This window comes from Vallitalea maricola, assembly GCF_036985595.1.
GTDB lineage: Bacteria > Bacillota > Clostridia > Lachnospirales > Vallitaleaceae > Vallitalea > Vallitalea maricola.
In genome coordinates this window covers 1-24,855 of sequence record NZ_BTPU01000053.1, presented here as the reverse complement: position 1 = coordinate 24,855, position 24,855 = coordinate 1, and the positions used below count along the sequence as shown (strand labels likewise).

Annotated in this window: 25 protein-coding genes; 23 read left to right on the top strand and 2 right to left on the bottom strand. The window is 33.5% G+C overall.

What is annotated here, in order from left to right:
* The first annotated feature begins 2 nt into the window (after positions 1–2).
* From AACQ14_RS15465 to AACQ14_RS15400, 14 genes are all read left to right on the top strand, one after another.
* Positions 3–143: a hypothetical protein gene (locus tag AACQ14_RS15465; protein ID WP_339364492.1), complete on the top strand. Its 141-nt coding sequence runs from the start codon at positions 3–5 to the stop codon at positions 141–143.
* Positions 144–197: 54 nt separating this feature from the next.
* Positions 198–746 (top strand): tetratricopeptide repeat protein, encoded by a 549-nt coding sequence (locus tag AACQ14_RS15460; RefSeq protein ID WP_339364491.1) that lies wholly within the window; start codon positions 198–200, stop codon positions 744–746.
* Entirely contained in the window at positions 743–937 is a 195-nt protein-coding gene (locus AACQ14_RS15455) for a hypothetical protein (protein WP_339364490.1), read from the top strand. Before AACQ14_RS15460 ends, AACQ14_RS15455 begins: the two co-directional genes overlap by 4 nt.
* A gap of 116 nt (positions 938–1,053) precedes the next feature.
* Positions 1,054–1,257, top strand: coding sequence for a hypothetical protein (locus AACQ14_RS15450; RefSeq protein ID WP_339364489.1), 204 nt, complete (start codon positions 1,054–1,056; stop codon positions 1,255–1,257).
* Positions 1,254–1,718 carry a hypothetical protein gene (locus tag AACQ14_RS15445; RefSeq protein WP_339364488.1) on the top strand — a complete coding sequence of 155 codons (465 nt, stop codon included), beginning with the start codon at positions 1,254–1,256 and terminating at the stop codon, positions 1,716–1,718. Before AACQ14_RS15450 ends, AACQ14_RS15445 begins: the two co-directional genes overlap by 4 nt.
* 75 nt (positions 1,719–1,793) lie before the next feature.
* The gene (locus AACQ14_RS15440) at positions 1,794–2,309 is read left to right on the top strand and encodes a hypothetical protein (RefSeq protein WP_339364487.1); all 516 of its coding nucleotides are present in this window, start codon (positions 1,794–1,796) and stop codon (positions 2,307–2,309) included.
* Positions 2,310–2,357: 48 nt separating this feature from the next.
* Positions 2,358–4,265 (top strand): tetratricopeptide repeat protein, encoded by a 1,908-nt coding sequence (locus tag AACQ14_RS15435; protein WP_339364486.1) that lies wholly within the window; start codon positions 2,358–2,360, stop codon positions 4,263–4,265.
* A gap of 2 nt (positions 4,266–4,267) precedes the next feature.
* On the top strand, positions 4,268–4,489 hold the full coding sequence (locus AACQ14_RS15430; RefSeq protein WP_339364485.1) for a hypothetical protein: 222 nt from the start codon (positions 4,268–4,270) through the stop codon (positions 4,487–4,489).
* A gap of 56 nt (positions 4,490–4,545) precedes the next feature.
* Positions 4,546–5,607 carry a hypothetical protein gene (locus AACQ14_RS15425; RefSeq protein ID WP_339364484.1) on the top strand — a complete coding sequence of 354 codons (1,062 nt, stop codon included), beginning with the start codon at positions 4,546–4,548 and terminating at the stop codon, positions 5,605–5,607.
* A 281-nt stretch (positions 5,608–5,888) separates the two neighbouring features.
* Positions 5,889–7,976: a sigma-54 interaction domain-containing protein gene (locus AACQ14_RS15420; protein ID WP_339364483.1), complete on the top strand. Its 2,088-nt coding sequence runs from the start codon at positions 5,889–5,891 to the stop codon at positions 7,974–7,976.
* Positions 7,977–8,382: 406 nt separating this feature from the next.
* A complete protein-coding gene (locus AACQ14_RS15415; RefSeq protein WP_339364482.1) occupies positions 8,383–9,558 on the top strand; it encodes a MalY/PatB family protein in 1,176 nt (391 codons plus the stop codon).
* A 97-nt stretch (positions 9,559–9,655) separates the two neighbouring features.
* Positions 9,656–10,888 carry a dicarboxylate/amino acid:cation symporter gene (locus AACQ14_RS15410; protein ID WP_339364481.1) on the top strand — a complete coding sequence of 411 codons (1,233 nt, stop codon included), beginning with the start codon at positions 9,656–9,658 and terminating at the stop codon, positions 10,886–10,888.
* Positions 10,889–11,009: 121 nt separating this feature from the next.
* On the top strand, positions 11,010–11,378 hold the full coding sequence (locus AACQ14_RS15405; RefSeq protein ID WP_339364480.1) for a RidA family protein: 369 nt from the start codon (positions 11,010–11,012) through the stop codon (positions 11,376–11,378).
* A gap of 38 nt (positions 11,379–11,416) precedes the next feature.
* Positions 11,417–11,680 carry a glutaredoxin gene (locus tag AACQ14_RS15400; protein ID WP_339364478.1) on the top strand — a complete coding sequence of 88 codons (264 nt, stop codon included), beginning with the start codon at positions 11,417–11,419 and terminating at the stop codon, positions 11,678–11,680.
* Here the strand turns inward: AACQ14_RS15400 and rpoN are convergent.
* A complete protein-coding gene (rpoN, locus tag AACQ14_RS15395; RefSeq protein WP_339364477.1) occupies positions 11,677–13,074 on the bottom strand; it encodes an RNA polymerase factor sigma-54 in 1,398 nt (465 codons plus the stop codon). The genes AACQ14_RS15400 and rpoN overlap by 4 nt on opposite strands.
* A 141-nt stretch (positions 13,075–13,215) precedes the next feature.
* Here rpoN and AACQ14_RS15390 point away from each other — a divergent pair, with 141 nt between their 5' ends.
* The 4 genes from AACQ14_RS15390 to AACQ14_RS15375 all read left to right on the top strand — a co-directional run bounded on the left by AACQ14_RS15390 (position 13,216) and on the right by AACQ14_RS15375 (position 18,631).
* On the top strand, positions 13,216–14,487 hold the full coding sequence (locus tag AACQ14_RS15390) for an L-cysteine desulfidase family protein (protein WP_339364476.1): 1,272 nt from the start codon (positions 13,216–13,218) through the stop codon (positions 14,485–14,487).
* Between the two features lie 94 nt (positions 14,488–14,581).
* Positions 14,582–15,898 carry an L-cysteine desulfidase family protein gene (locus tag AACQ14_RS15385; RefSeq protein ID WP_339364475.1) on the top strand — a complete coding sequence of 439 codons (1,317 nt, stop codon included), beginning with the start codon at positions 14,582–14,584 and terminating at the stop codon, positions 15,896–15,898.
* A gap of 19 nt (positions 15,899–15,917) precedes the next feature.
* Positions 15,918–16,406, top strand: coding sequence for a GNAT family N-acetyltransferase (locus AACQ14_RS15380; RefSeq protein WP_339364474.1), 489 nt, complete (start codon positions 15,918–15,920; stop codon positions 16,404–16,406).
* 434 nt (positions 16,407–16,840) lie between these two features.
* Complete coding sequence (locus AACQ14_RS15375; RefSeq protein ID WP_339364473.1) at positions 16,841–18,631, top strand: L-fucose isomerase; 1,791 nt, start codon at positions 16,841–16,843, stop codon at positions 18,629–18,631.
* Here the strand turns inward: AACQ14_RS15375 and AACQ14_RS15370 are convergent, their stop codons facing one another.
* Positions 18,632–19,477: a helix-turn-helix transcriptional regulator gene (locus AACQ14_RS15370; RefSeq protein WP_339364472.1), complete on the bottom strand. Its 846-nt coding sequence runs from the start codon at positions 19,475–19,477 to the stop codon at positions 18,632–18,634.
* A gap of 181 nt (positions 19,478–19,658) precedes the next feature.
* Here AACQ14_RS15370 and AACQ14_RS15365 point away from each other — a divergent pair, with 181 nt between their 5' ends.
* The 5 genes from AACQ14_RS15365 to AACQ14_RS15345 form a co-directional block, all read left to right on the top strand.
* Complete coding sequence (locus AACQ14_RS15365) at positions 19,659–20,777, top strand: hypothetical protein (protein ID WP_339364471.1); 1,119 nt, start codon at positions 19,659–19,661, stop codon at positions 20,775–20,777.
* Positions 20,778–21,006: 229 nt separating this feature from the next.
* Positions 21,007–21,492: a peptide-methionine (S)-S-oxide reductase MsrA gene (gene msrA / locus AACQ14_RS15360; RefSeq protein WP_339364470.1), complete on the top strand. Its 486-nt coding sequence runs from the start codon at positions 21,007–21,009 to the stop codon at positions 21,490–21,492.
* 219 nt (positions 21,493–21,711) lie between these two features.
* On the top strand, positions 21,712–23,148 hold the full coding sequence (locus AACQ14_RS15355) for a hypothetical protein (RefSeq protein ID WP_339364468.1): 1,437 nt from the start codon (positions 21,712–21,714) through the stop codon (positions 23,146–23,148).
* A 21-nt stretch (positions 23,149–23,169) separates the two neighbouring features.
* Complete coding sequence (locus AACQ14_RS15350) at positions 23,170–24,354, top strand: glycoside hydrolase family 88 protein (protein WP_339364467.1); 1,185 nt, start codon at positions 23,170–23,172, stop codon at positions 24,352–24,354.
* A gap of 143 nt (positions 24,355–24,497) precedes the next feature.
* Positions 24,498–24,855: cupin domain-containing protein (locus AACQ14_RS15345; protein ID WP_339364465.1), on the top strand; the 358-nt coding region annotated here is incomplete at its 3' end.

Below are 24,855 nucleotides of genomic sequence, written 5' to 3'. Positions count from 1 at the left end.
CAATGAATTTAAAACAATTACTGCTTGAACTACAATCATTGCTTAATGTTAAGTTTGAGTGGAAAATGGATAGGGCATATTTCTCTCGTGGAATAAAGAACAAAAATAAAATTGATAAATGGCTTAGTGATGCCAATGTGTAGATTGAAAGAGGGATTGTAATGAATAAAAACTTAGGTCAAGTATATAATTAGGCAATGATGTACTATCATCAAGGAAATAGAGAAGATCGATTCGGAAACTATGAAGCATCAATTGAAAAATATACAAAAGCAATAGAGTTAGTACCTGATTATGAAAATGCCTATTTTAACAGAGGACATTCTTATAATCAACTAGGAAATTATGAAAAATCAATAGAGGACTTTTCAAAAGTTATAGAGCTAAATTCCAATACTGTAGATGCTTATGTTGGACGAGGGCTTGTATATTACAATCTAGAAAACTATGAAGCAGCCATAAAGGATTATACAAGAGCAATAGAGATAGAACCTGATTATGAATTTGTTTATAATAATCGAGGGCTTATATGTCACGAATTAAAAAATTATGAAGCCGCTATAAAAGATTATACAAAAGCAATAGAACTTGTTCCTAGTAATGAAAATGCTTATTATAATAGAGCCTTTACATACCTTGAATTAGAAAATTATAAAGAATCAATAAATGATTTTACAAAAGTTATAGAGTTAAATCCTAATTGCAATGAGGCCTATAATAATCGGGACTTAATTATGCTATATTGAATGATTACGATAAGGCAATAGCTGACATTAATAAAGCATTGGAAATAAATGACGAGTACTACATATATTCTTCAGGTTTAGAAATCTATAATCAATTTGGCAAAGAAGAAGAGCTTTTTCATTTGCTAAAGTTAGCAGTAACAAAAGTGGAGGATTTAAAACATAGCATTAAGGAAGCCCCAATTTTATGAAAAATACAAGGAAAACTCTAGATTTATTCAGATAGTAAATAAAATTCAATGATGTTATTTTAATAATTTCTGTAACTTGACAAATACATAAAATGAAGGGAGAAGATTTAAGCATGATGAATAATATTAAATTTAAGAAAACTGAAGTGTATGATGGAAAGACGTATATTGGAAACCCACTGTACAAAGAAAGCATAACAAAACCATGGATAACATTTAGTGCATTTACATCAGAACCAAGACCTCATATAATAGGACCTGAACCAAAGGATATATTTGATATTATAAAAGGAGACGGAGGCTGTGCATATAAAGGATGACTAAAATATACTATAAAATAACATCTCAAAATCATGACCAATGTATATTAACTAATTCACAAGAAGTAGTTTTATACTCTAAGATAGATGAAGATTACAATTGTATTGGAAGCTTTTGGCTTCTTTCTAAAACCTGTTTCTCTTTTTTAGGTAATATAAGTGATACAGATGATTTAGAGGAGAAAAAGTGGAGGGAAAAGGTAAATGAATTTTTAAAAAGTAATAAAATATTGTATCACTATTACTATAGTTCAAAGGGTGATTTCGATTTTTGGGAAGTACCTTTTGAGGCAGAAAGAAATAAGTACGGAGTTAAACCAAGCAGTATTGAAATATGGTATCCAAGCAAATACATTGATCAAATGGTAATTAAAAATACAATTTATGTATTTAGCAAGAAGTTTTTAGAGCTTGAAGAAGTTGAAATAATTAATTTTTTAGGTGTTGCAATCATGGATTAGCAGGTGTAGATTTTTTCTATTATGAAATTAATTAATAAAAGAAATCTGATAAGTAGGTAAGGAGTGGTTTTACTTTTGGATAATAAAATTAAAATACCAGATGATTTAAAAACTTTTCTTGTTTCCAAAGAAAAACTCGTTTATGATGCTAATAATTGTGAAGCTGGTAAAATAATACTTAATACTTTTGATGAATTAGAGGTATGTCTTGTTCCTACAGATATAGATAATGCTGAATTTATGTTAAATGACGAAATAGTTTATGGTAATATAGATGACCCACACTATCAAGAGATGGGATGCTATTTAATTCCAGCAATAAATCTAATTAATTCCTGTGAACATTATGAACCTTTTGGATTATTGTTATGGTTACCTAAGTATAATAGCTATAGTATATGGGATAATTCTCATATTCTTCTAAAGAAGTTTTCTGAAAATATAACTTGGACAGATATTAAGAAAGATTTTTCATTGTATATCAATGCAGGTTGGGGACAAACTGATAAGAAACTTGAGACAATACTTCCTTGGCCTGATAATCAGTATTCATCCGAACAAATTTATGAGCCTATTAGTATTAAGAAATAATAGAAAGAGTTAAATCATACAAACAAATAAAGGAGGGCAAAAATATTAGTGAATCATAAAAAAATAGAATCTCTAAAAAAAGAATTTAAAAAAGAAGCTGTAGCAGATATTGATGAAAGTGATATAAAAAAAGTGTATGAATACATTGAGTCAGGTAATGAGCAGAAGATAAAAAAAGCTATTGAGGTTGCTATGAGCAACAGCGAATTACAGAGCAGTATAGAAAAGCGATATTTGATTCTTGTACGTGCAAGACTTAATAATCCTGATGCTACTATAGAAGATTTGTCAAAAGATATACTAAAAAAACAAGAGCGTAGAACCTTTCAAAGTAAATACATTAGCAAAACATTTATTTCATATTCCTATATGTCAGATGAACAAACAAAACTGATTGTTGATTTTATTGGAGCAATGGTAAAAAACCACCTAGACATTGAAGAGTTTATATCAAAAGCTAAAGAGACTTCAAATGAGGATGAATTAAAGACCTTGTTTGACAAGTATGGTAGTAAGCTAAAAGAAGATATACAGAATGAAGTTGAGAAATATAAAGAAGGTTGGTATGGCGAAATATGTTGTAAACTTCTTGATATGGAACTAGAAAAGGTAATGTTTGAAAAAACAAGTTTCTATGAAGCTAATAAATCCTTGGTATTAAGAGAGTATATGTTCTTTTTAGGGATGATAGCAGAAGATAGGTTATACATGGATATTTACCAATCAGATATACCAGAGTTTACAGAAGTATTTTGGATGCTAAAAGAAATCCCTAAAACAAATTGGGGGGATACTGAACCTAATTTTCCAGAACTCTCTCTTTCATATAAACGTGATGGTATTATGCGAATTGGTGATGATGGGTTATGGGTATATATTTTAGATAGATATCCTACATTTGAATACCATAGTGAAGAAATACTTTTATGTGATGATGGGGACCATGAAAGAGCAATTGAATCATATACTAAGGCATTAGAAAAAAAGGAAGATGGAAGAGGGTACTACGGAAGAGGTCTTACTTATTTAGGTTGGAATTATGAGAAATATAAACTGGCATCTATGGATTTTGAGAAAGCTGCAATGCTAGGCGTAGATGTATCCGATGGATATTATAGCATTGGAACTTATTTATTTAATAGTGATTGTTATAAAGAAGGAGCACGATATTTAACAAAGTCTATTGAGAGTAGAAAGAATAATGAGAGCTATTATTATAGATGTCTTTGTAATCGTAATTTAGGGATGAATAGAGAAGCTCTTAATGATATTGATAGTGCAATTGAAATTGGGGGAGAGAAGTTAAAGTATCTATCTGTAAAAGCGTTACTTTTAAATGTATTAAATGAATGTGAAGGGGCAATATCTTTATTTAATCGTGTAATAAAAATGGAACCTTCAGTTGATTGTTATTGGAGTAGAGGGAGAGCATATAGAAAACTTGGTAAATATCAAAAGACTATAGAAGATTTCACAGCGGCTATAGAGCTGGCAAGGAATAAAAGAACAATAAGCACACTTCTGGTTTTAAGAGCTGATGCATATAAATCATTGAATGATATGGATAACGTATGGAAAGATCTTCATTGTGCTGTTGAAAAAGATCCTGATAATGCGGCAGTATATTTGGATACTATTGAACTCTACATAACAACCTGTGAGTATGCTAAAGGTTTAGAATATATTAAAGAACATGAGAAAGAAATACTAGAAAATTGTGCCGAACACCAGAAGTTAATTTTTCTTTATTTAAAAGCAACTATCTTAATAACGCTAAATATGAGTATTGAGAGTTTTAAAAAAGATATTAATACATTATCAAATAAAGGAATGGACTTAGAATGGAATTTTTCTCATACAAACAAGTGGCTTGTAGAATCATACCTTTCACAGGGTAAAAAAGATGAAATAGCTCATCTTACAGAGGTTTTAGCGGGTAAAAAGAAAGGGAAATAAATATGAATATAGTCCTTAAGAAAAGAATGGAATATATATTATATGAAGATAAAGGAAGATATCTATTATCAGTAATATGCGGAACCGTGGGGATGTTTGAAATAAATATTTACCTAAACCAAGAAGAATTGGAACAATTAAAAAAAGATGGGGAGCCTTTTATAAAGGCACTTGCAGAAAGAATAAGGTATTCTCCTAAAAATTATGTAAACCGTTGTTTGTAGATGTGAAATTAAATCATGTTACTATACTATTTATGACAATTTGGAGGTAATAGCTTATGAATATTAAAATATTGAACAAAAGACTGGCGTTGATTGTCTTTATTATACTATCAATCTTCATAATAAGTGGATGTGATGATAAACTCCCTGTTCAAGAAACAGTCACCCCTCCTAAACAACTAGAAGAAAATAGAGAAAGCAAAATAATTGACAAAAAAGCTTCTCCAGATAATGTGGAGCAAGTAGATATTGGATTAGAAGAAGAGAAAATGAAAAAAGAAGGGGATTTAAACGAAGAAGAGAATTTACAAGAAGATTTAACAGAAGGAGACGGCAAGACAGTGGAAGGACCTTATAGAAATGGCTTAGAGATATCTCGGACCTATGGTAATGGGGAGTATATTTTTCGATTACCTAATGACGATAATAACTTTGAAATCTTTTACAAAACAAAGAATTCAGAGGAAGAAGTCTATGACACTGTATATGATGAACGTCACGATGCTATTGTTGAGAACCGCTTTTTAAGCCAATTCTATGTTAAGGATAATGACGATGATGGAATAGAAGAACTCTATTTATTCTTCGAAGATTTTTTTGAGCTCCAAATGATATTAGTACTTAGACCAATCAATGATAGCCATCAGCTGCATAGTACTTTTTTTGGACACGGTCAATCAATGTTTGAGTATGAAGATATAAATGAAGATGGGGTACCAGACCTTATAAGTCCACACCCTGGTGGTGGCGGTACGACGACTACTTGGAAAGGATTGGATCTAGTTAATGTGTATAACCCTGAAAACTTAAACTATGAATTTTCATACAAGATGACACGAAAAAAATATGAAGATAGACATGAAAAACTTACGCTGGAGTTGACAAATTATGCATCTCCTGAAAATTGGGAGGCTCTATTAGAAAGCTCAGCTGATCTAGGCTTAGTTAAAGAATGTGAAGAGCAAATAGAAAAAAGCAAATCCTTAGAAGAGCTTAATGTTCATCCTGATTGGCAAGGACCTTATGATACCTATTTTGAGTACGTTATTGCAAGGGCAAAAGAGTATAAAAATGTCTGGGAGGATCTAAAAGAAAGCGATGCAACAGAAAAAAGATAAGAAATTACTCAACATTAACAGGTCCTTTGACGCCTAACAAAAATATAAATTAAGGAGTCGTATATATGATAAATAGTGTCAAAGATAACCCCATTAATCTTATTTCAAGGAGATAGTGTTACTGATTGTGGAAGAACAAGTAATGAATATTTAGAACTTGGTTTTGGTTATGCTAATATAGTTGCATCATGTTAAAAATTCATTAAGTTAAGTTTGACAAAATAATGGAGTATTGATTTTTTGAATTGATACTAATATGAAGGGAATAGATATTCGTGTTTATGAAAAAACAGATTTCGGTAGTAGTCTTGGACCCATTGGCTGGTGCGTCATATGCAGAAGAAGTAGAAAGTTTATTTGGTAAATATGCCGAAGTTGTTGTATATAGTGTGCGTGACGGATCTGCGATAGGAAAGTTACCAAGAGCTGATTTATTTGCCATTTCAACGGATGCTTATGGCTCTACAGAAGAAGTTGATCGCCATGTGCCGATAGATAGCGAAGTGATGTCCATTGAAGTTACTTTCCTATGGAAAACATTGGAACAATTATGGAAAATTCCAGAAGGAACATCTGTCTTGTTGGTAAATGTAACGGAAACTATGGCTCGTGAAGCAATCACTCAACTGAATTCGCTTGGAGTGAATCATTTACGGTTTATTCCATTTTATCCTGGAGCTATATTAGATGAGAAGGTTGATATCGCATTGACACCTGGAGAATCACGTTATGTGCCTGATGCCGTTAAAATGGTTATAGATTGCGATCACCGTCCATGTTCATATGGGATGATGATTGAGATGGCGCTTAGGCTTAATCTGGAGAATTTATTGGAAACAGAGCCATTTTTAAATTATGCTAAAATTGTTGCTTCAAATCATTATAGTTTCGATTTGATGTATGCGAAATCTCGAAGTAGAGAAAGCCAGTTTCATGTTCTTATGGAAATATTGAATGAGGGATTAATAGGAGTAAATGAAAAGGGGGAAATACTTGCTTGTAACAAAAAAGCATGTGAAATTGCCAAGGTGTCAGAGGAATTTGTGCTTTGGAAAAGAGGTGAAGATGTATTTCCCTATATTCCGTTTTACCAAGCATTAAAAAATAAGGAAGAAATTCCTGAATCTGTAACCAAGCTGTATGGTTCAAATGTTTCTATCGCAGTTATCCCGGTTATGCGAAAAAATGAATGTATTGGCGCTTTTGCTACGCTTCAACGTTTCAATGAGCAGGAATCACGGCAAAATGAATTGAGAAAGCAGTTGCTGCAAAAAGGACATTACGCCAAATACACATTTGATGACGTAATTGGTGTGGCAGAGCCTATTAAGCGTGTAAAAGAAATACTAAGAAGAATGGCTATTACAGAGAGTCCAATTTTGATTGTGGGAGAAACAGGGACTGGTAAAGAATTATTGGCACATGCTGTTCATCAAGCGTCTAAGCGTTCAAATGGTCCGTTTATACCTATAAATGTTGCAGCGATGCCTGAAAATTTGTTGGAAAGTGAGTTGTTTGGTTATGAAGAAGGAGCGTTTACAGGAGCAAAAAAAGGAGGACGTCTTGGCTTATTTGAATTTGCTCATCAAGGAACTCTTTTTTTAGATGAAGTTGAGGGTATGAGCCTTGCAATGCAAGTTAAGTTGCTTAGAGTTTTACAAGAAGGAGAGGTTATGAGGGTTGGTGGTAGTCGGATTGTGAGAGTTGATGTACGTGTTGTAGCTGCGACTAATGAATTTTTGGAGGAAAACGTTAAAAATGGAAGTTTCAGAAAAGATTTGTATTACAGACTAAATGCGTTGACAGTTTTGGTGCCTCCACTTAGAGAACGTGGTACGGACATTTTGCTGCTTCTTGATAACTTTAAAACTATGTTTGATGCGACTTTTGAGTTGTCAGAAGAAGTCAAGAAATTTCTACTACAATATTCTTGGCCGGGTAATGTTAGGGAGCTTCAAAATGCAGTAGAGTATTTTAATTATCTGGGAAAACAGATGGTGGAGGTTGAAGATTTACCACCGACTATGTTTAAAATGAAAAATATGGTTTGTGAAAAAAAAGAAGAAATATTAACTAGAAATAGTGACCAATTAGAAAAGAAGATTCCTCTAAAAAAATCCACTTCCTTGTTTGATTTTGTGTTGGAGCAATTGTATGAAGCAAGTGAAAGGAATGAATATATCGGTCGTGAAAAAATTTTACAAATGGCAAAAAAACAACATTTGGTTATTTCTCAAAAACAGGTGAGAGAAATACTGATACAATTGGCGGATCTTGGTTTTGCAATTATTGGTCGAGGTAGAGGAGGAAGTCGGATTACGATTAAAGGTAGAGAGTATTGGCAAGAATTAAATAAAAAAGGGGTATAAGAAGAAAAGATGAGGGTGCGGAACTTGATGAGTAAGCATCCTTGTTTTTTTATATTTGGAGTATGTTTACTGATGGAAAATGGTTAAAATTCAATAAAGAATTTGACCTATTAAACATAATTGACCAATTTAACCAATTTCGCAACAACTAAAGAACAGAAAATCATACATTCTTACTTGCAAATAAAATAACAAAAGTCAACTTATTATATGATAAGGAAGAAATGGGTAAGATTGAATATATGTTGAGTTATCAAATCATTAGCAATTAATTCAAACAAAGGTTATACATATTAATTTAATAGTTAATCTGGAACAATATGGTACTCCTAAAAATTTGGCACGATATTTGCGTTATATATAAGTGTAAGAGATAAGAGGTAGAAAGAAAGGAGGATGTTTATTTATGAAGTACAATTTTGATGAAGTAATTGACCGTAGTAAAAACAGATCGTCTAAATATGATGAACGTGTCAAGAAATTTGGAACGTCGGATGTAATTCCTCTCTGGGTAGCAGATATGGATTTTCAAACAGCACAACCAATTATTAACGCTTGCATGAAGAAAGCAGAAGAAGGAATCTGGGGCTACACTTCACGGCCAGAAAGTTACTTTGAAGCGGTAAAAGAGTGGGAGATGAAGAAGTACAATTGGGCACCAGATACATCTCTAATGAGTTGGAGTTTAGGCGTTGTTCCAGCAATGTCAGCAATTATTAAGATTTTTACTAATGAGGGAGATAAGCTTATGATTCAGACTCCTGTATATTCCGAGTTTTATGACATTACAGAGGCATTGAATCGTATAGTTGTAGAAAATCAATTAGTAGAGAAAAATGGAACATGGGTTATTGATTTTGAGGATTTTGAAAAGAAGGTTAAGGATTGTAAAATTTTCATGCTTTGTAGCCCACATAATCCATTGGGGATTGTATGGAAACCAGAAGAACTTAAAAAAATGGCTGAAATCTGTATTGCTAATGATGTATTAATGATATCTGATGAAATTCATTCTGATTTAATTTTTCATGAAAAAAATCATACGCGTACTGCTACAATTTCTAAAGAGATAGCAGACAGCATTATTACATGTGTGTCTGTAACCAAGACGTTTAATCTAGCTGGATTACAGGCTTCTACCACCATTTTTCCGAATCTGGAAATGAAGAGAGCATTTGACAATTTCTGGGGAAATATGGATGTTCATAGGAACAATGCATTCAGTTCAGTTGCAATGGAAGCGGCGTATAGAGAGGGAGAAGAGTGGTTGGAACAAGTTTTGGAATATATTTCAGGGAATTTCGATTTTATTGTGGAATATTGTAATGCTTACATACCTAAGATTAAACCCAATTTACCAGATGCTACTTATCTGGTTTGGCTGGATTGCCGTGAACTTGGAATGAATAATGAGGAGCTTCGAGATTTCATGATTAACAAAGCAAAAATTGGTTTGAATGAAGGGTATACTTTTGGACGAAGTCTGTCAGGTTTCATGCGTCTAAATGCTGCTTGTCCACGAGAAACATTGAAAATAGCACTCAAACAGCTTAAAGATGCTGTTGACAACTTAGAAGATTAATAAATTGGAAATGTAAAGATGAGATGAATTTAGTGTAAAAAAACTTTGGGGTTAGAAGAAAATCAGCAATTACTTTAATGAAACGGAGGAAAAAGATATGAACAAGAAAGAAGTCTGGAAAAGCTATCGTTTTCCGCTGATTCTATTGGCGGGTATTGTTACAGGAGCTATTATTGGTGCGGTTATGGGGAAAAAAGCAACAGTTCTTGCACCACTTGGGGATATTTTTATTAACCTTATGTTTACAATCGTTGTCCCAATGGTATTTGTGTCCATCACAAGCGCAGTGGGTAGTATGTTGAATATGAAACGATTGGGCAAGATTCTTGGAAGTTTGGTGCTGATTTTTATCGCAACTGGATTAATTGCTTCAGTGTTGGTATTGGTAACGGTAAATATTTTTCCACCAGCAGCTAATACAACCATTTCAATGGGCAGTGCAGAGATGGAGGAAGCTACTAGTATCGGTTCCATGATTGTTAAAACAGTGACTGTTAATGATTTTGCGGGTCTTCTTAGTAGGAAGAATATGTTGCCGATTATTGTGTTTGCGATAATGACTGGTTTGGCAGTAGCAGCAACAGGTGGAGAAGAAAGCCCGGTAGGTAAACTTTTAAATAATCTTAATAAAGTTATTATGAAGATGGTTAGTATGATTATGAAATTAGCTCCAATAGGTCTTGGTGCATATTTTGCTAATCTGGTAGGTGAGTTTGGACCTCAACTTATTGGGGACTATGGACGTGTGGTATTAGTCTATTACCCGTTATGTCTTGTATATGCAGTAGTATTCTTTCCGATTTATGCATACCTTGCAGGAGGGAAACTTGGTGTAAAAAGGATGCTACAAAATATTTTAAATCCCGCTATAACAGCCTTTGGTACACAGAGTTCTGTGGCAACTCTTCCAGTAAATATGGAAGCCTGTAAAAAAATTGGAGTTTCGGAAGATATCAGTAATATTGTGCTTCCTATGGGAGCAACGATGCATATGGATGGATCTGTGCTTTCATCAATTACAAAGATAGCTTTTCTATTTGGAATATTCCAGATTCCATATGCAGGAGTAGGAACTTATGCAATGTCTATCGTTGTAGCAATTTTGAGTGCTTTTGTTCTCTCCGGGGCACCTGGAGGTGGTCTTGTAGGAGAGATGTTGATTGTAAGTTTGTTTGGATTTCCGGCAGAAGCATTTCCACTTATTGCTACCATTGGGTTTTTAGTTGATCCACCAGCCACCTGCCTTAATGCCTCAGGTGACACCATTGCATCAATGATGGTTACTCGTGTGGTCGAAGGGAAAAATTGGTTGACTAAAAAAGCTATTTAATTAGCACTAGTCTTAATTGATATTATTATGCAAATGAGGCGGGGAGTATTGTCAGAGAACTCGCCCGTTTCATAAAAAAGAACAATATTATTAATATTCAGAATTAAAGGAGGATTTTAATATGAAAGTAATAAATACAGAGAAGGCACCTGGTGCAATTGGTCCCTATTCTCAGGCATTTGAGGTGAATGGGATCATTTATACATCCGGTCAGATTCCAGTAAATCCAGATGATGGTACAGTTCCAGAAGGTATAACAGCCCAAGCAGAGCAAAGCTGTATAAATGTAAAAGCGATTTTAGAATCAGCTAAAAGTAAAATGGAAAAGGTATTCAAGACTACCTGTTTTCTATCAGATATGGCAGATTTTGCTGCCTTCAATGAGGTTTATGCCAATTATTTCATATCAAAACCAGCCCGTAGTTGTGTGGCAGTAAAGACGCTTCCAAAAGGAGTTTTGTGTGAAATTGAAGCTATTGCATTAAAATAACATGGTCAACATCAAAATTAGAGTTGGAGGGAATAATAATGAAAGCTAAAGTGATAGGAAGTCATTTGTGTCCAGATACTTTGTGGGCAATCAATCAACTTGCGGAAGCAAATATTGAGACAGATTTTAAGGACATCTTGTCTTGTCATGCAGATCTGAAGCAATATTTGAAATTGAGGGAAACTAGCGAAGCTTATGCAGAAATTCATGGTACAGATAGACTCGGGTTACCTTGTTTTATTTGTGAAGATGGAACGATAACTTTTGATATAAAGATAGTGTTAAATAAAAAATCCAATTAGTAAATTTTCCGAACGGGGGTTCCGGGTATTGATAGTTCTTTGCGATATTTAGTAATAGTTCGGCGTGAGATTTGGAATCCTTGTTCGGAAAGTAATTCGGCTAAGATTCGGTCACTATAAGGTTTTGATTTGTCTTCTTGTTCAATGAGTTTGCACAGAGCCTGTTTAACATCCAAGGTAGTTACAAGTGAAGTAGTTGAAGCAGATTTGGTAACAGAAGTTGCTCTTACAAAAAAATAATTCAATAGAAAAGTCCCCCAGGAACATCTTAAATACTTTTGGTTACATGCTCGACTTATAGTTGATACATGGACTCCAAGAATATCCGCGATATCTGATTGTTTTAAAGGCTTTAAATAACTAGGACCATTATGGAAAAATTCTTGCTGCATGTTTAATAACGTCTTGATAATGGAGGTAAGTGTAGAAAAACGTTGTTGGATACATTGCTCAAGAAGTTTGGCTTGTTGGATTTTCTTTTGAAGATACTCGTGAACTTCGCTGTTTTCATTTTCCTGATAGAGTTTGATATAGTAGTCGTTGAATATAATTTTAGGAATGATGGAATCATTTAACTGAATTTCAAATCCGTTTTCGGTGTTACTGATTGTAACATCAGGTGTAACGTATAATGTTTCTTCAAAAGAGGAAAAAAGAGCCCCTGGCCATGGATTTAAATTTTGAATTATGTTAAAGTAATTCTTAACAGTATCTAGTGGAAGTCCTGTATTTCGTGTGATGGCAGCAAGTTGGTTTTTTATTATCAAATTCAAGTTGGAATGAATAAAAGTTTGAAAATCAGAAGTTAGAATTCCTTGGCGTCTTAATTGCAGACATAAACACTCTTCAAGATCTCGTGCACCAATACCGGCAGGATCCAAGCTTTGAACCAAAGTCAGCATTTCTTCTGCTTGATCTATGGAAATGGAATATTGTTTAGTAAGTAATTCCAGTGAGTCTGTAAAGTAACCTTTTTCATCTAGGCTATCAAGAATATAACGAAGGGGAGTTTCCCAGTTATTTGGCCAGAAACGGGTGAGTAGTTGACTCCACAGATGATTTTGTAGAGTCTCTTTAATTTCTTGAGCTTCAACCCAATTTACAGTTCTATCATTGCTGGATTCAAAATTCTTTTTGTAATAACGGTCAGGTTCATCATGTGAACTAATCCATTGATTGATTTCCTGAATTGCGGGATCGGTGTTTTTTATATATGCAGGCATTATATCAAGTATGGGATTATCTAATGTTTGCTCGTATAGATATTGTTCTAAGTCCGTATAAGGCATTTGAAGAATCTCGGAAGACAAAATTGTTTTATATGAAGTTAGTTGTTTTTGCTCAATATTGAGTCCAAAATCCATCCTTTGTTCTGTCCTTTCAAATGAAATCATTATAACTTATTGTTTAGTATAACATAACAAATATGAATTTAAAAGATACAAAAAGTATCCATATAAGAAAAGTAAATAGTATGTAACATAATAATTAACATAGCTTTTTGCTATGATTATATATACTAGAGGAGGAAGAATATGCACATATTGTCCCAGTTAATTAAAGAAGATATGAGACCGGCACTGGGAGTGACAGAGCCTGGAGCAATTGCTCTAGCAGTGTCTACCGCAAGATGTCTGATAAAAGGTAATGTAGAGAAAGTTTTTTTAAGGATGAATAGCGGTATGTATAAAAATGCGTTTACTTGTGGTATTCCAGGTAGCGATGAGGTCGGTAATTATCATGCGGCAGCATTGGGAGCAGTAGCTGCTGATCCCAAAAAGGGTCTGGAATGTTTAGAAGGCATCTCTAAGGAGGAAGCGAAAAAAGCAAAGCAGCTTGTTGAACAAGGGAAAATTGTTGTAGATATGAGTGAGATATCCAGTCAAATTTTCATAGAAGCAAAAGTTATGGGTGAAGATTCCCAGGCAACAGTTACAATACGGGATACCCATACCAATATTGTTAAAATTACAGAGAATGGAAAGGTTATATATGTTAAAAAACAACCAGTGGGGAATCAAATGGAAAATGATCACCTGATTCATAAATATACATTAGAGCAATTTTACGACTATGCAAACACTGTATCTCTGGATGAAATTCAATTCATTAAAGAGGCTTATGATTTGAATTGGGAGCTATTATTGGAAGGTATTAATAGCAATAAAACTACATTTGCACGTTATCTGCTTGAAGCAAATGGGGGAGAAATTATTTCTAATGATGAACAAAAGACAGCTTCTCTCTTCTGTAACGCTGCTATTGAGGCTCGAGTGATTGGGCTTTCAAAACCAGCGATGAGCATTACTGGGTCAGGGGCACATGGAATAATTGCCACTATGCCATTGTTTGCCTCCTATAGAGTAAACAATTATTCAGAAGAATCTTTGTTAAGGGCAACGGCATTGAGTTATCTGATATGTATGTATATCAAAGAATATTCTGGAAAATTGTCAGCTTTTTGTGGCTGTGCTATTGCAGCAGGAACAGGTATGGCATGTGGTCTGGTCAATCTTCGAGGTGGTAACAAGGAGAATATGGTAATGACAATTAATAATATGGCAAGCAGTATAACCGGTATGATTTGTGACGGTGGAAATCAGGGTTGTACCATGAAAGGAGTAGTGGCAGTGGATGCCGCATATTCTTCAGTGAATATGGCGATGAATGGTGTATATATTTATAATGCACATGGAATTAACGGAGCCACGCCAGAAGAAACCATGAAAAATATGGGGATGATTGCATCACCAGGTATGGTAGCTACTGAGAAAACGATTGTAGAGATACTTGAAGATAAAAAATGAAATATGACTTGCCATTATTATTTTACTCTATAAGCCTGATATGTTTTGATAAAATTATAAAGAATTTTCATAATGACAGAAGTGGAGTGATAATATGAATAAAGATGATAGAAGATATGTAGCTTATGTACAGATTTTGATGGAAGAACTAGTTCCAGCTATGGGCTGTACAGAACCTATTGCAATTGCATATGCGGGCGCAAAAGCTAGAGAAGTTCTAGGTAATTTGCCAGATCGGGTAGATATTGGGGTCAGTGACAATATTGTAAAGAATGTCAAGAGTGTGGTTGTTCCAAATACAAACGGAATGAAGGGTATTGAAGCCTCTGTTGTGTCTGGTATTGTAGGAGGAAAGGCAGAAAAAATGCTTGAAGTTATTTCAGAAGTGTCTGAAAAGCAAAAAGAGGATATGCAGAAGTTTCAAAAGGATGTGCCAGTAAATGTAACAGTGCTTGATAACGGATTAGTATTTGATATAATTGTAACTCTTTTTTATAAAGCTGAATCAGTTAAGGTAAGAATCAGTAATTACCATACGAATATTGTGTATGTAGAAAAAAACGGAGAAGTTTTAGTAGATTTGGAGAATACGGATCAAGAGTCTTTTAACGATGAATTTCAGGAAAAGAATAGGCTTATGGATAAGAGACTTTTGAACATTAAGGACATAATTGACTTTGCTGATTCATGTGAAATAGATGATGTAAGGCAAGTATTGGATATGCAGATTTATTATAATACCCAGATTTCTGAAGAAGGGATACTTGGAGATTATGGTGCGAACATTGGATCTACTTATTTTAAATATTATGGTAACGATGTAAGAAATAGAGCAATTGCAAAGGCAGCAGCAGGTTCAGATGCACGTATGAGTGGTTGTGAGTTACCAGTTGTCATTAATTCCGGAAGTGGAAATCAGGGAATAACAGTTTCTATTCCAGTTATAGAGTATGCAAAGGAATTGTCGGTATCAAAGGAGACGCTATATCGAGCACTTGTGATTTCAAATCTAATTGCAGTACATCAAAAAACAGGTATTGGAAGACTGTCCGCTTATTGTGGGGCTGTTAGTGCAGGTTGTGCAGCAGGATGTGGTATTGCCTACCTGCAAGGAGGTGGCTATGATGAAATAGCACATACATTGGTTAATTCTCTTGCTATAGTATCCGGAATCATCTGTGATGGAGCAAAACCTTCTTGTGCTGCAAAAATTGCTTCCAGTGTTGAAGCTGGTATCGTAGGATATCATATGTATAAAAATGGCCAGGAATTTAAAAGTGGTGATGGTATTGTAACCAAAGGGGTTGAAGCTACCATTAAGAACGTTGGTCGTTTGGGCCGTGAAGGAATGCGTCAGACAGATAAAGAAATAGTAAAAATGATGTTGGAAGGAAAAGCTGAGTGCATATAAAAAAGAAAGGTTGTGCAGTATGATGGATATGATTAGGCAAGTCCGAAAAGAGGATTTATATGCCATAGTTGAAATTGAGGCAATTTGTTTTCAAGCGGCAGAGGCTGCAGATAAGGAGACTATTACCAGCAGAATAGATACATTTCCAGAAAGTTTTTTTGTGGCAGAGAAGGATGGTAGAATTGTAGGATTTATTAATGGAGCCGTCACAAACGAGAGAACAATTCGAGACGAAATGTTTGAAAATGCTGGATTGCATATTAGCGATGGAACGTATCAGAGCATATTTGGTCTTGATGTAATACCAGAATATCAGCATCAGGGAATTGCAGGAAGATTGATGAGACATTTGATAAATAATGCAATGATAAAAGGCCGTAAAGGATTGATATTGACATGTAAAGAACATTTAATTGGGTTTTACGAGCAATTTGGATTCTCCAGTTTAGGGTTGTCTGAGTCTGTACATGGAGGAGCAGTTTGGTATGATATGATAATGTATATTTAAAATTTGTCTATTTTGCTTGATTATCTATTAGATGTATCAAAAGGACTATTAAGTGGAAAACATAAAAGTATTAAAATCATATATAATGATAATCACTATGTTACATTTATTGCCTTTATCTTTTTAATCATTATATATGATTTTTTATGTATTTTGTGGATAAATGACTTGATAAAATAATAAAAAGATTATATAATAAAAGAAAACGATTACTATACATTGTGTAATTGATTTCTTTTATTTTTATATTAACTAGTGTATGACATATATTTAAGTGTCATATAATGAAACAAAGTATATATAAAAGATGTATATTCTTATATTTTTTGTATTCATAGTAAACGATTACTATAGTTGTTTCATATTAATTTCAATCTCGTACTACCCCTTTATTAAAGGGGTTAAGGTTAATAAATTTTAAGGAGGAATATTTTATGACAGGTACAAATAGGTTACAAGGCAGAATGCCAAAGATAGGAATTAGACCAACAATTGATGGTAGACGTAATGGGGTTAGAGAATCCCTTGAAGATCAAACAATGGATATGGCAAAAAGCGTCAAAGAGTTTTTAGAAATGAATCTTCGCCATCCTAACGGTTTACCAGTAGAGTGTGTTATAGCTGATACAACTATAGGTGGGGTAGCTGAGTCAGCAAAATGTGCTGATAAATTCGCAGCAGAAGGAGTTGGAGTATCTATCACTGTAACTCGTTGCTGGTGTTATGGAACTGAGACACTTGATATGGATCCATCAACACCAAAAGCTGTTTGGGGATTTAACGGAACTGAACGTCCAGGAGCAGTATATCTTGCAGCAGCATTAGCGGGTTATGACCAAATAGGTATTCCAGCATTCGGAATATATGGAAAAGACGTTCAAGATGCAGAAGATACAACAATACCAGAAGATGTAAAAGAAAAATTATTACAATTTACAAAAGCAGGATTAGCTGTTGCTAATATGAAAGGTAAATCATATTTATCTCTTGGAAGTGTTTCAATGGGAATTGCAGGTTCTGTAGTTAATCCAGCATTTTTCAAAGATTATCTTGGTATGAGAAATGAATATGTTGATATGTCTGAATTCATTAGACGTATAGATAATAAGATATATGATCCAGTTGAATACGAAAAAGCTATCAAATGGGTAAAAGAAAATTGTGTTGAAGGTGAAGACCGTAACGATAAGGAATTGATACATACTAGAGAGCAGAAAGACCAAGAATGGGAAACTGTTGTTAAGATGACTCTTATAGCAAAAGATTTAATGGTTGGTAACCCTCGTCTAGCAGAGTTAGGTTATATTGAAGAATCATGTGGACATAATGCAATAGCTGGTGGATTCCAAGGTCAAAGACAATGGACAGATTTCATGCCTAATGGTGACTTCATGGAAACAATCCTTAATTCATCCTTTGATTGGAATGGTATTAGAGAAGCATTTGTATTCGCTACAGAAAATGACTGCTTGAATGCAGTACCAATGTTATTTGGACATTTACTTACTGGAACAGCTCAGATATTCTCAGATGTAAGAACTTATTGGAGTCCTGATTCAGTAAAACGTGTTACTGGAAAAGAATTATCAGGCAAAGGTGCTAACGGAATTATCCACTTAATCAATTCAGGTTCTACTACTCTTGATGCAACAGGACAACAATCAAGAGATGGAAAACCAGCAATGAAACCATTCTGGGAAATTACTGAAGATGAAACTAAAAAATGTTTAGATGTCACTACTTGGGGACCAGCAAGCTTAGGATACTTTAGAGGCGGCGGATATTCTTCAACATTTAAAACAGATGGTGAAATGCCTGTAACAATGGCAAGAGTTAATATGATAAAAGGTCTTGGACCTGTTCTACAAATAGCAGAAGGTTATACTATTGACCTTGATAAAGACATTCATGATGTACTTAACATGAGAACTGACCCAACTTGGCCAACAACTTGGTTTGCACCAAACTTAACAGGCAAAGGTGCTTTCAAAGATGTATATTCTGTAATGAACAACTGGGGAGCTAATCACGGTGCCATAAGTTACGGACATATTGGTGGTGACCTGATCACACTAGCATCTATGTTAAGAATACCTGTAGCTATGCACAATGTACCAGAAGAAAGAATCTTCAGACCTAAAACTTGGGGTGCATTCGGACTTGACGATTTACAAGGTGCAGACTACAGAGCATGTAATAATTTTGGACCAGTTTACGGTAAATAATCAAGACCATATTTGTCTATATTTCAGAGGGGTTATCCCCTCTATTTTTTTGAAATACTTTATAAAATGGCTGACACTCTCAAAGCCTACTGATAAACTTATCTCGTGAATTCTCTTATCTGAATGAATCAATAAAACTTTTGCTTCAGATAATTTCTGAAGTAATATATATTCGTAAGGACTATAGCCTGTCACATTCTTGAATTTTCTTATCAAATAAGATTTACTTACTCCAACAAACCTACATAAATCCTCTAACTGAATATTCTTACTAAGGTTCATCTTAATATAAGATATCACTTCATCAATAATATCCTCTTTGACAGTATCATATCCTTCTCGTATACCTGTCATTATAATACTACTCATTATATTAACTATATGCTTAGAAAACAGCATATCCATATTTCTATCTTGACTCTCAAGGAGACTAAGTACAGCAAAAATCATATTCCTTATACTATGATCTCTATCTTCAAAAACAGGTCCCATCCTATGCAATATTTCTTGTACATAAGCTTTACTTTGACACCCATTAAAATGAATCCAAACCATATTCCAGAGATCATGTTTATCCGAATAATATATCTGATGTTCTGAACAATCTATTATAAATCCTGTATTCTCAGTCAACTTATAATGCTTGTTCCTATAATCCAGATATCCAACCCCTTTTATTGTTAACAATAATAACATTGTATTATGATTATTACGGTCTGTTCTATAATCAGGAGAACAATTGAACTTTCCACCAGATTGTAGTTCATAAAATATAGAAGAAGCTCTCCGACTAATATAATGATGCTTTGACCAAGAATTATTTTTTAGACCATACAAACTTTCCATTTTTATGATTCACCTTCTAACTAATTCAATATCTTATCAACATATCATTATTAATTAATATTCATTACAGGTTCAATATTATTATATTTTTATATCATTTAATATCATGAAATCCCACCTAATATATATTATAATGCATATTATAGATGATTGTAAACTAGTTATTGTAGGAGGGAATATTATGCAATTAAAACCTATAAAGGATAAATGGAAAGGAACAATGACTGATAGGGAAAGATTCAATAATCAAATGCACTACAAACCTGTGGACAGATGTTTCAATATGGAATTCGGTTATTGGGATGAAAACTTTGAACAATGGAAATTATTCAAAGACAATAATATCACCAGTAACGAACAAGCAGATATCTTTTTCAATTTCGACAAATTTGCTTGTATCAATGGAAACACGTGGATGAGTCCTGCCTTTGAACGTAAAATTATTGAACAAAGAGAAGCAACCAATATCTTAATTAATGAAGATGGATTACTGGCAGAAATACCAAAAGATGCTCACGATACTATACCTCATTTCATAAAAGCTACTATTGTCACACCCGAAGACTGGAAAAAATGTAAAGAAGAAAGATTTCGAAGGGATGACCCCAAAAGAATCATTGATATAGAATCATTAAAAAAACAACACCCCATTGATAGAGATTATCCACTAGGAGTCGGTTGCGGCTCCATGATTGGGAAAATTCGAGATATGCTAACTTTTGAAGGATTAGCTTACGCTTGCTACGATTATCCAGACATGGTTGAAGATATGGTAGAGACATGTTGCCTATTAGTAGAAGATTTCCTAGACCAAGTTTTACCACACTTTGATTTTGACTTCGCATCTGGCTGGGAAGACATATGCTTCAAAAACGGACCAATAGTATCAGTACCATTCTTCCGAGATATAGTAATGCCAAGATACAAAAGAATAAAGAAGAAATTAATGAAATATGGAATAGACCTCTGGTACACTGACTGTGACGGAGACGTTAGACCTATCCTCCCATATTTATTAGAAGGAGGAATTAATTGTTTATTCCCCTTTGAAGTCAACGGCTGTTCACACCCTGGAGAATTACTAGACCAATACGAAGGACAACTACGAATAATGGGCGGATTCGATAAAATGCAATTAGGTGCAGGAAAAGAAGCGATCAAAGCATATATGGAAACTCTAGTCCCATATGTTGAAAAAGGTGGTTACATACCATTTTGCGACCACAGATGTCCACCCAACGTTAAAGAAGAAGATTACTTATACTATCTAGAACTAAAAGAAAAAATGTTCGGTTTATAAAATTATAGTAATAAACCCTAATTCACTTTCCAAATAGCAGTAGATAGATGAATAATATTGGCTTGTGCAAATATATAGGATAGGAAACTGGAATATCATTTATTGACGGAATAATAATTACCATATACAATAATAATATCTATAAATGTAAATTTAAGTTGATTATAAAACTCAATCATTTTGATAATAACTTGAACATTATATTTTATTGTTAAGAAAGGAAATTATTATGAATACAATTGTATTTGCAGGAGGTTGTTTTTGGGGAATTGAAGCCTATTTTAATCTATTGGATGGTGTAACATTTACAAAAGTAGGTTATGCTAACGGTAATGTAGTAAGTCCCACTTATGAACAAGTATGTACCTCTACAACAGGACATTATGAAGCTGTATATGTTGAATATGATGATATGATAATAGGTCTTGATAAGTTGTTGGAAGCTTATTGGGAAATTGTAGAACCAACTGTTAAAGATAGGCAAGGACCAGATATAGGTTCACAATATGGTACTGGAATTTTTTATACCAATGAAGATGATAAAAAGATAATAGAAGATTCCAGAAACAGAGAACAGGAAAAATATGATTCACCTATAGTGACCGTAATAGAACCATTAAAAAACTTCTTCAATGCAGAAGAATATCATCAAAAATACCTTGATAAAAATCCTAATGGATATTGTCATATTCCACTTAATAAATATAAGGATTAATCCAGAATAGCAAAAGTGTGTTACTCTTAATTCATCAATGTCTATTGTAACATAAAGAATAAAATTAAAATAAATAGGATAATATTTTTTAAGTTTATAATGAACCCTAAATGTCAATTATTTAGGGTTTTATTTTGTTTACCCTGATTCTATAATTTAGTTAACTTAGTAAATATTAAAATAATCTAATAGATTATCAACTAATCAGAGGTGAATGAGATGGTAGAAAATATTAAAATAAATGCAGGTTCACTGGGTAATTGGATAAAATCTTGGGTACAAGATAATGGAGCCATATACGGTTTTCATAATCATTCTGTATGGGGAAGCAATCCATACAGATTACAAGATTTTACTTGTGGGCATAGTACTTTTGCAGCCCCATTTTTAGCAGGAGTAGCTTGTGCACTATCAAAAAAAATGAACAATGAAGCAAAAGAACTGTTGGATGTTCTTATCGAATTTCAAGCTACTTCTTTTCAGGAAAACAGTCAATACAAGCACGTGGGATTTCAAGTAGGAGAAACATTACAAAGTGGTCTGATACATAATGCAGTTGCAAATATATCATTAGGACTAACAGCATATTATGGTAAAGAATATTTAAGCAGTGATAAACTGGAATTAATCAAAAAAGCTATTTTAAAGAATTTAATAGGTACATATGGATGGGGAAAAGGAAGACCATCAAATGATAGCTGTTGCAATCAGGATTATGCAAGAATATGGAGTAAATTAATTTTCCAGAAGGCATTTGATGATTACCGTTTCAAAGATGAATTACCAGAAGATATAGATTTCATGATAAAAAATTTCCATAGAACAGGTTTCCCAGATGAGGAAAGCGTGGCTACATACAGAAATATATGTTTTGAGCAAAATGATGTTGTTGAGCCAACAGAATATTATGGATTAATGATATGTCCACTTATTGAAGCTTATGAACAATATAATGAAAAAAGATTTTTGGACCAAGCTGTTGCGATATGTAAGCAGATAGTTAGATCTTCTTGGGTAGATGAAAATGGGAAAAGAAGATTACATAAAATGTACTACAAAGTTAATGGTAAATGGGAAAGACTAGATGAGCCAATGTTAATCGCTGGAATGGGTATGACCATATTGGGTATGTCAAAATGTTTACAATATCATGAAAGCCAAGAAATAAGAAAATTTGTTGAAGAAAGTAACGAAACATATGCATTCTATCAAACAAAACGAGGATACTTTGTATCCGCAACAGGTTGGAAAGCAGAGCAGGATGTGGCTCCTTGTACAGCTTGGCATGCTCATGATTTCTTGTATCTAATAGAAAGTGCAGATTTAATTAATGAGGAATTCTGGAATGAATTCAACAAGGAATATGATAAAACAGCAGTATTATTAGGAGATAATTGTATTTGGGTTGAAGACAATACTCATTGGGCTATCAAGGATTATTATTCTAACGAAATATATAAGATTTATGGAAGAAAAGATAATAATAAATTTGGAGTCGATATGGGTTGGATTCCTGGAAATAGAAGTATTGATGAAAAATACAAATTCCAAGGAGCACCTGTTTTTGTAAGAACTAGTAACGATATATTAGTAATAAATAAAGAAGAGAGACAATTAGATATAGATTCTATTATAAAAAAACCGATAAAAGAGTAAAAAGGAAGGGGTAATATTGCAATGACAAAAGATAGATTGGAACAACTGAAAAAGCTTTGTAACAATAAGACGTTGAATAACATGAATATAATAAAAGATAACCTGAGAGAATATTCAGCTTGCGAAGACGGTAATTATTTCAAGATTTCCGCAAAAAATGTACATAATGAATTTTTAGATTTATCACATATATTTGTGTGGACACCTTCATTTTATACTGGTATGGCTTGTTTAGCCTATATGGATACAAAAGATACAGAATACCTTAAATGGTTAAATGGTTTCTATGATGAATACTATCATAAAATATTTGACACACCTATGAATACTATGCATGACCTTGGTTTTTTATATTCACCATATTCTGTAGCATTATACAAAATGACAGGGGACGTTAACCAAAAAAGAGTAGGGATAAAAGCAGCTGAAGAACTAGCTAAGAGATTCATGGTAAAAGGTAATTATATTAGGGCATGGGGAAGACTTGATGATAAGATACCTGAATATGTATCAGAAGAACTTTCAAAAAACCATTTCTTCACAGAAAGTAAAGGGTTAGCTATAATCGACAGTATGATGAACATACCATTATTATATTGGGCAACAGAGGTTACAGGTAATATGTATTTCGCTAATATTGCTAATGCTCATGCTGATATGACACTAAAATATTTTATTAGGGATGACTATTCAGTTTATCATGCCTATAGATTCGATGAGAAAACAGGAGAACCTATTGGCGGAACTAATTATTGCGGTTATTCTGATGAATCCTATTGGGCAAGAGGTGCAACATGGGCAATATATGGTTTTGCCATAGCTTATGGTTATACACATAATGAGAAATATCTTGAGGCTTCCAAAAAGCTTGCAGAGAAATATATAGAGAATATAAAAGAAACTATTGTACCTGTTTGGGATTTCAGATTACCAGAGGGCCAAGTAGAGGCAAAGGATACTTCAGCAGCAGCAGTTGCAGCATGTGCTTTTATTGAAATAGCAAAGTATGACGATGACAAAGAGTTATTAGATTGGGCAGATAAGATAATCGAAAAGCTGGCCACAGAAGAGTATATCAATGAAGATATAAATTGTAGCGGTATATTGAAACAATCCAATGGTAGAGAATTATACTGGATCTGCGGAGACTACTATTTCATGGAAGCAATAAATAAAAGACTAAATGATATAGAGTCATTCTGGTAAACAAGACAAAGCGTAGAGTATGATTATATAAGGACTGTCTGACAAAATATATTTATGGTTATCTTTATAGGATATTGACCTAAAATATACTGAGACAGTCCTAATTTAATTGTTAAGTAAAATAAGGAGTCGGGGGGATAATAATGGTTACAAATATTGCACTGGCAAGAGAAATTCTATCCAAGTTGATTGTTGAAGTAATACATGCAGAATATTATCATTGCACAAGTGATTGGAGGTTAATTAATGAAATTGATAATTTTAATAAAATATATTTTATCATTGAAGGGGAAGGATACGGAAAGGTCGATAATGTAGAATTTCAAGTACATCCGGGACAGTTCATACTAATACCTTCCAATAGTATTCATTCATTTCACAGTTCTGAAAATAAGGATATAGTAAAATACTTCTGTCACTTCAAATCTAAAACAGGTGATTTAGAGCTATTCGATTTTTTAGAAGTACCATATCTAGTAGATGTACCTAATACAAATAGTT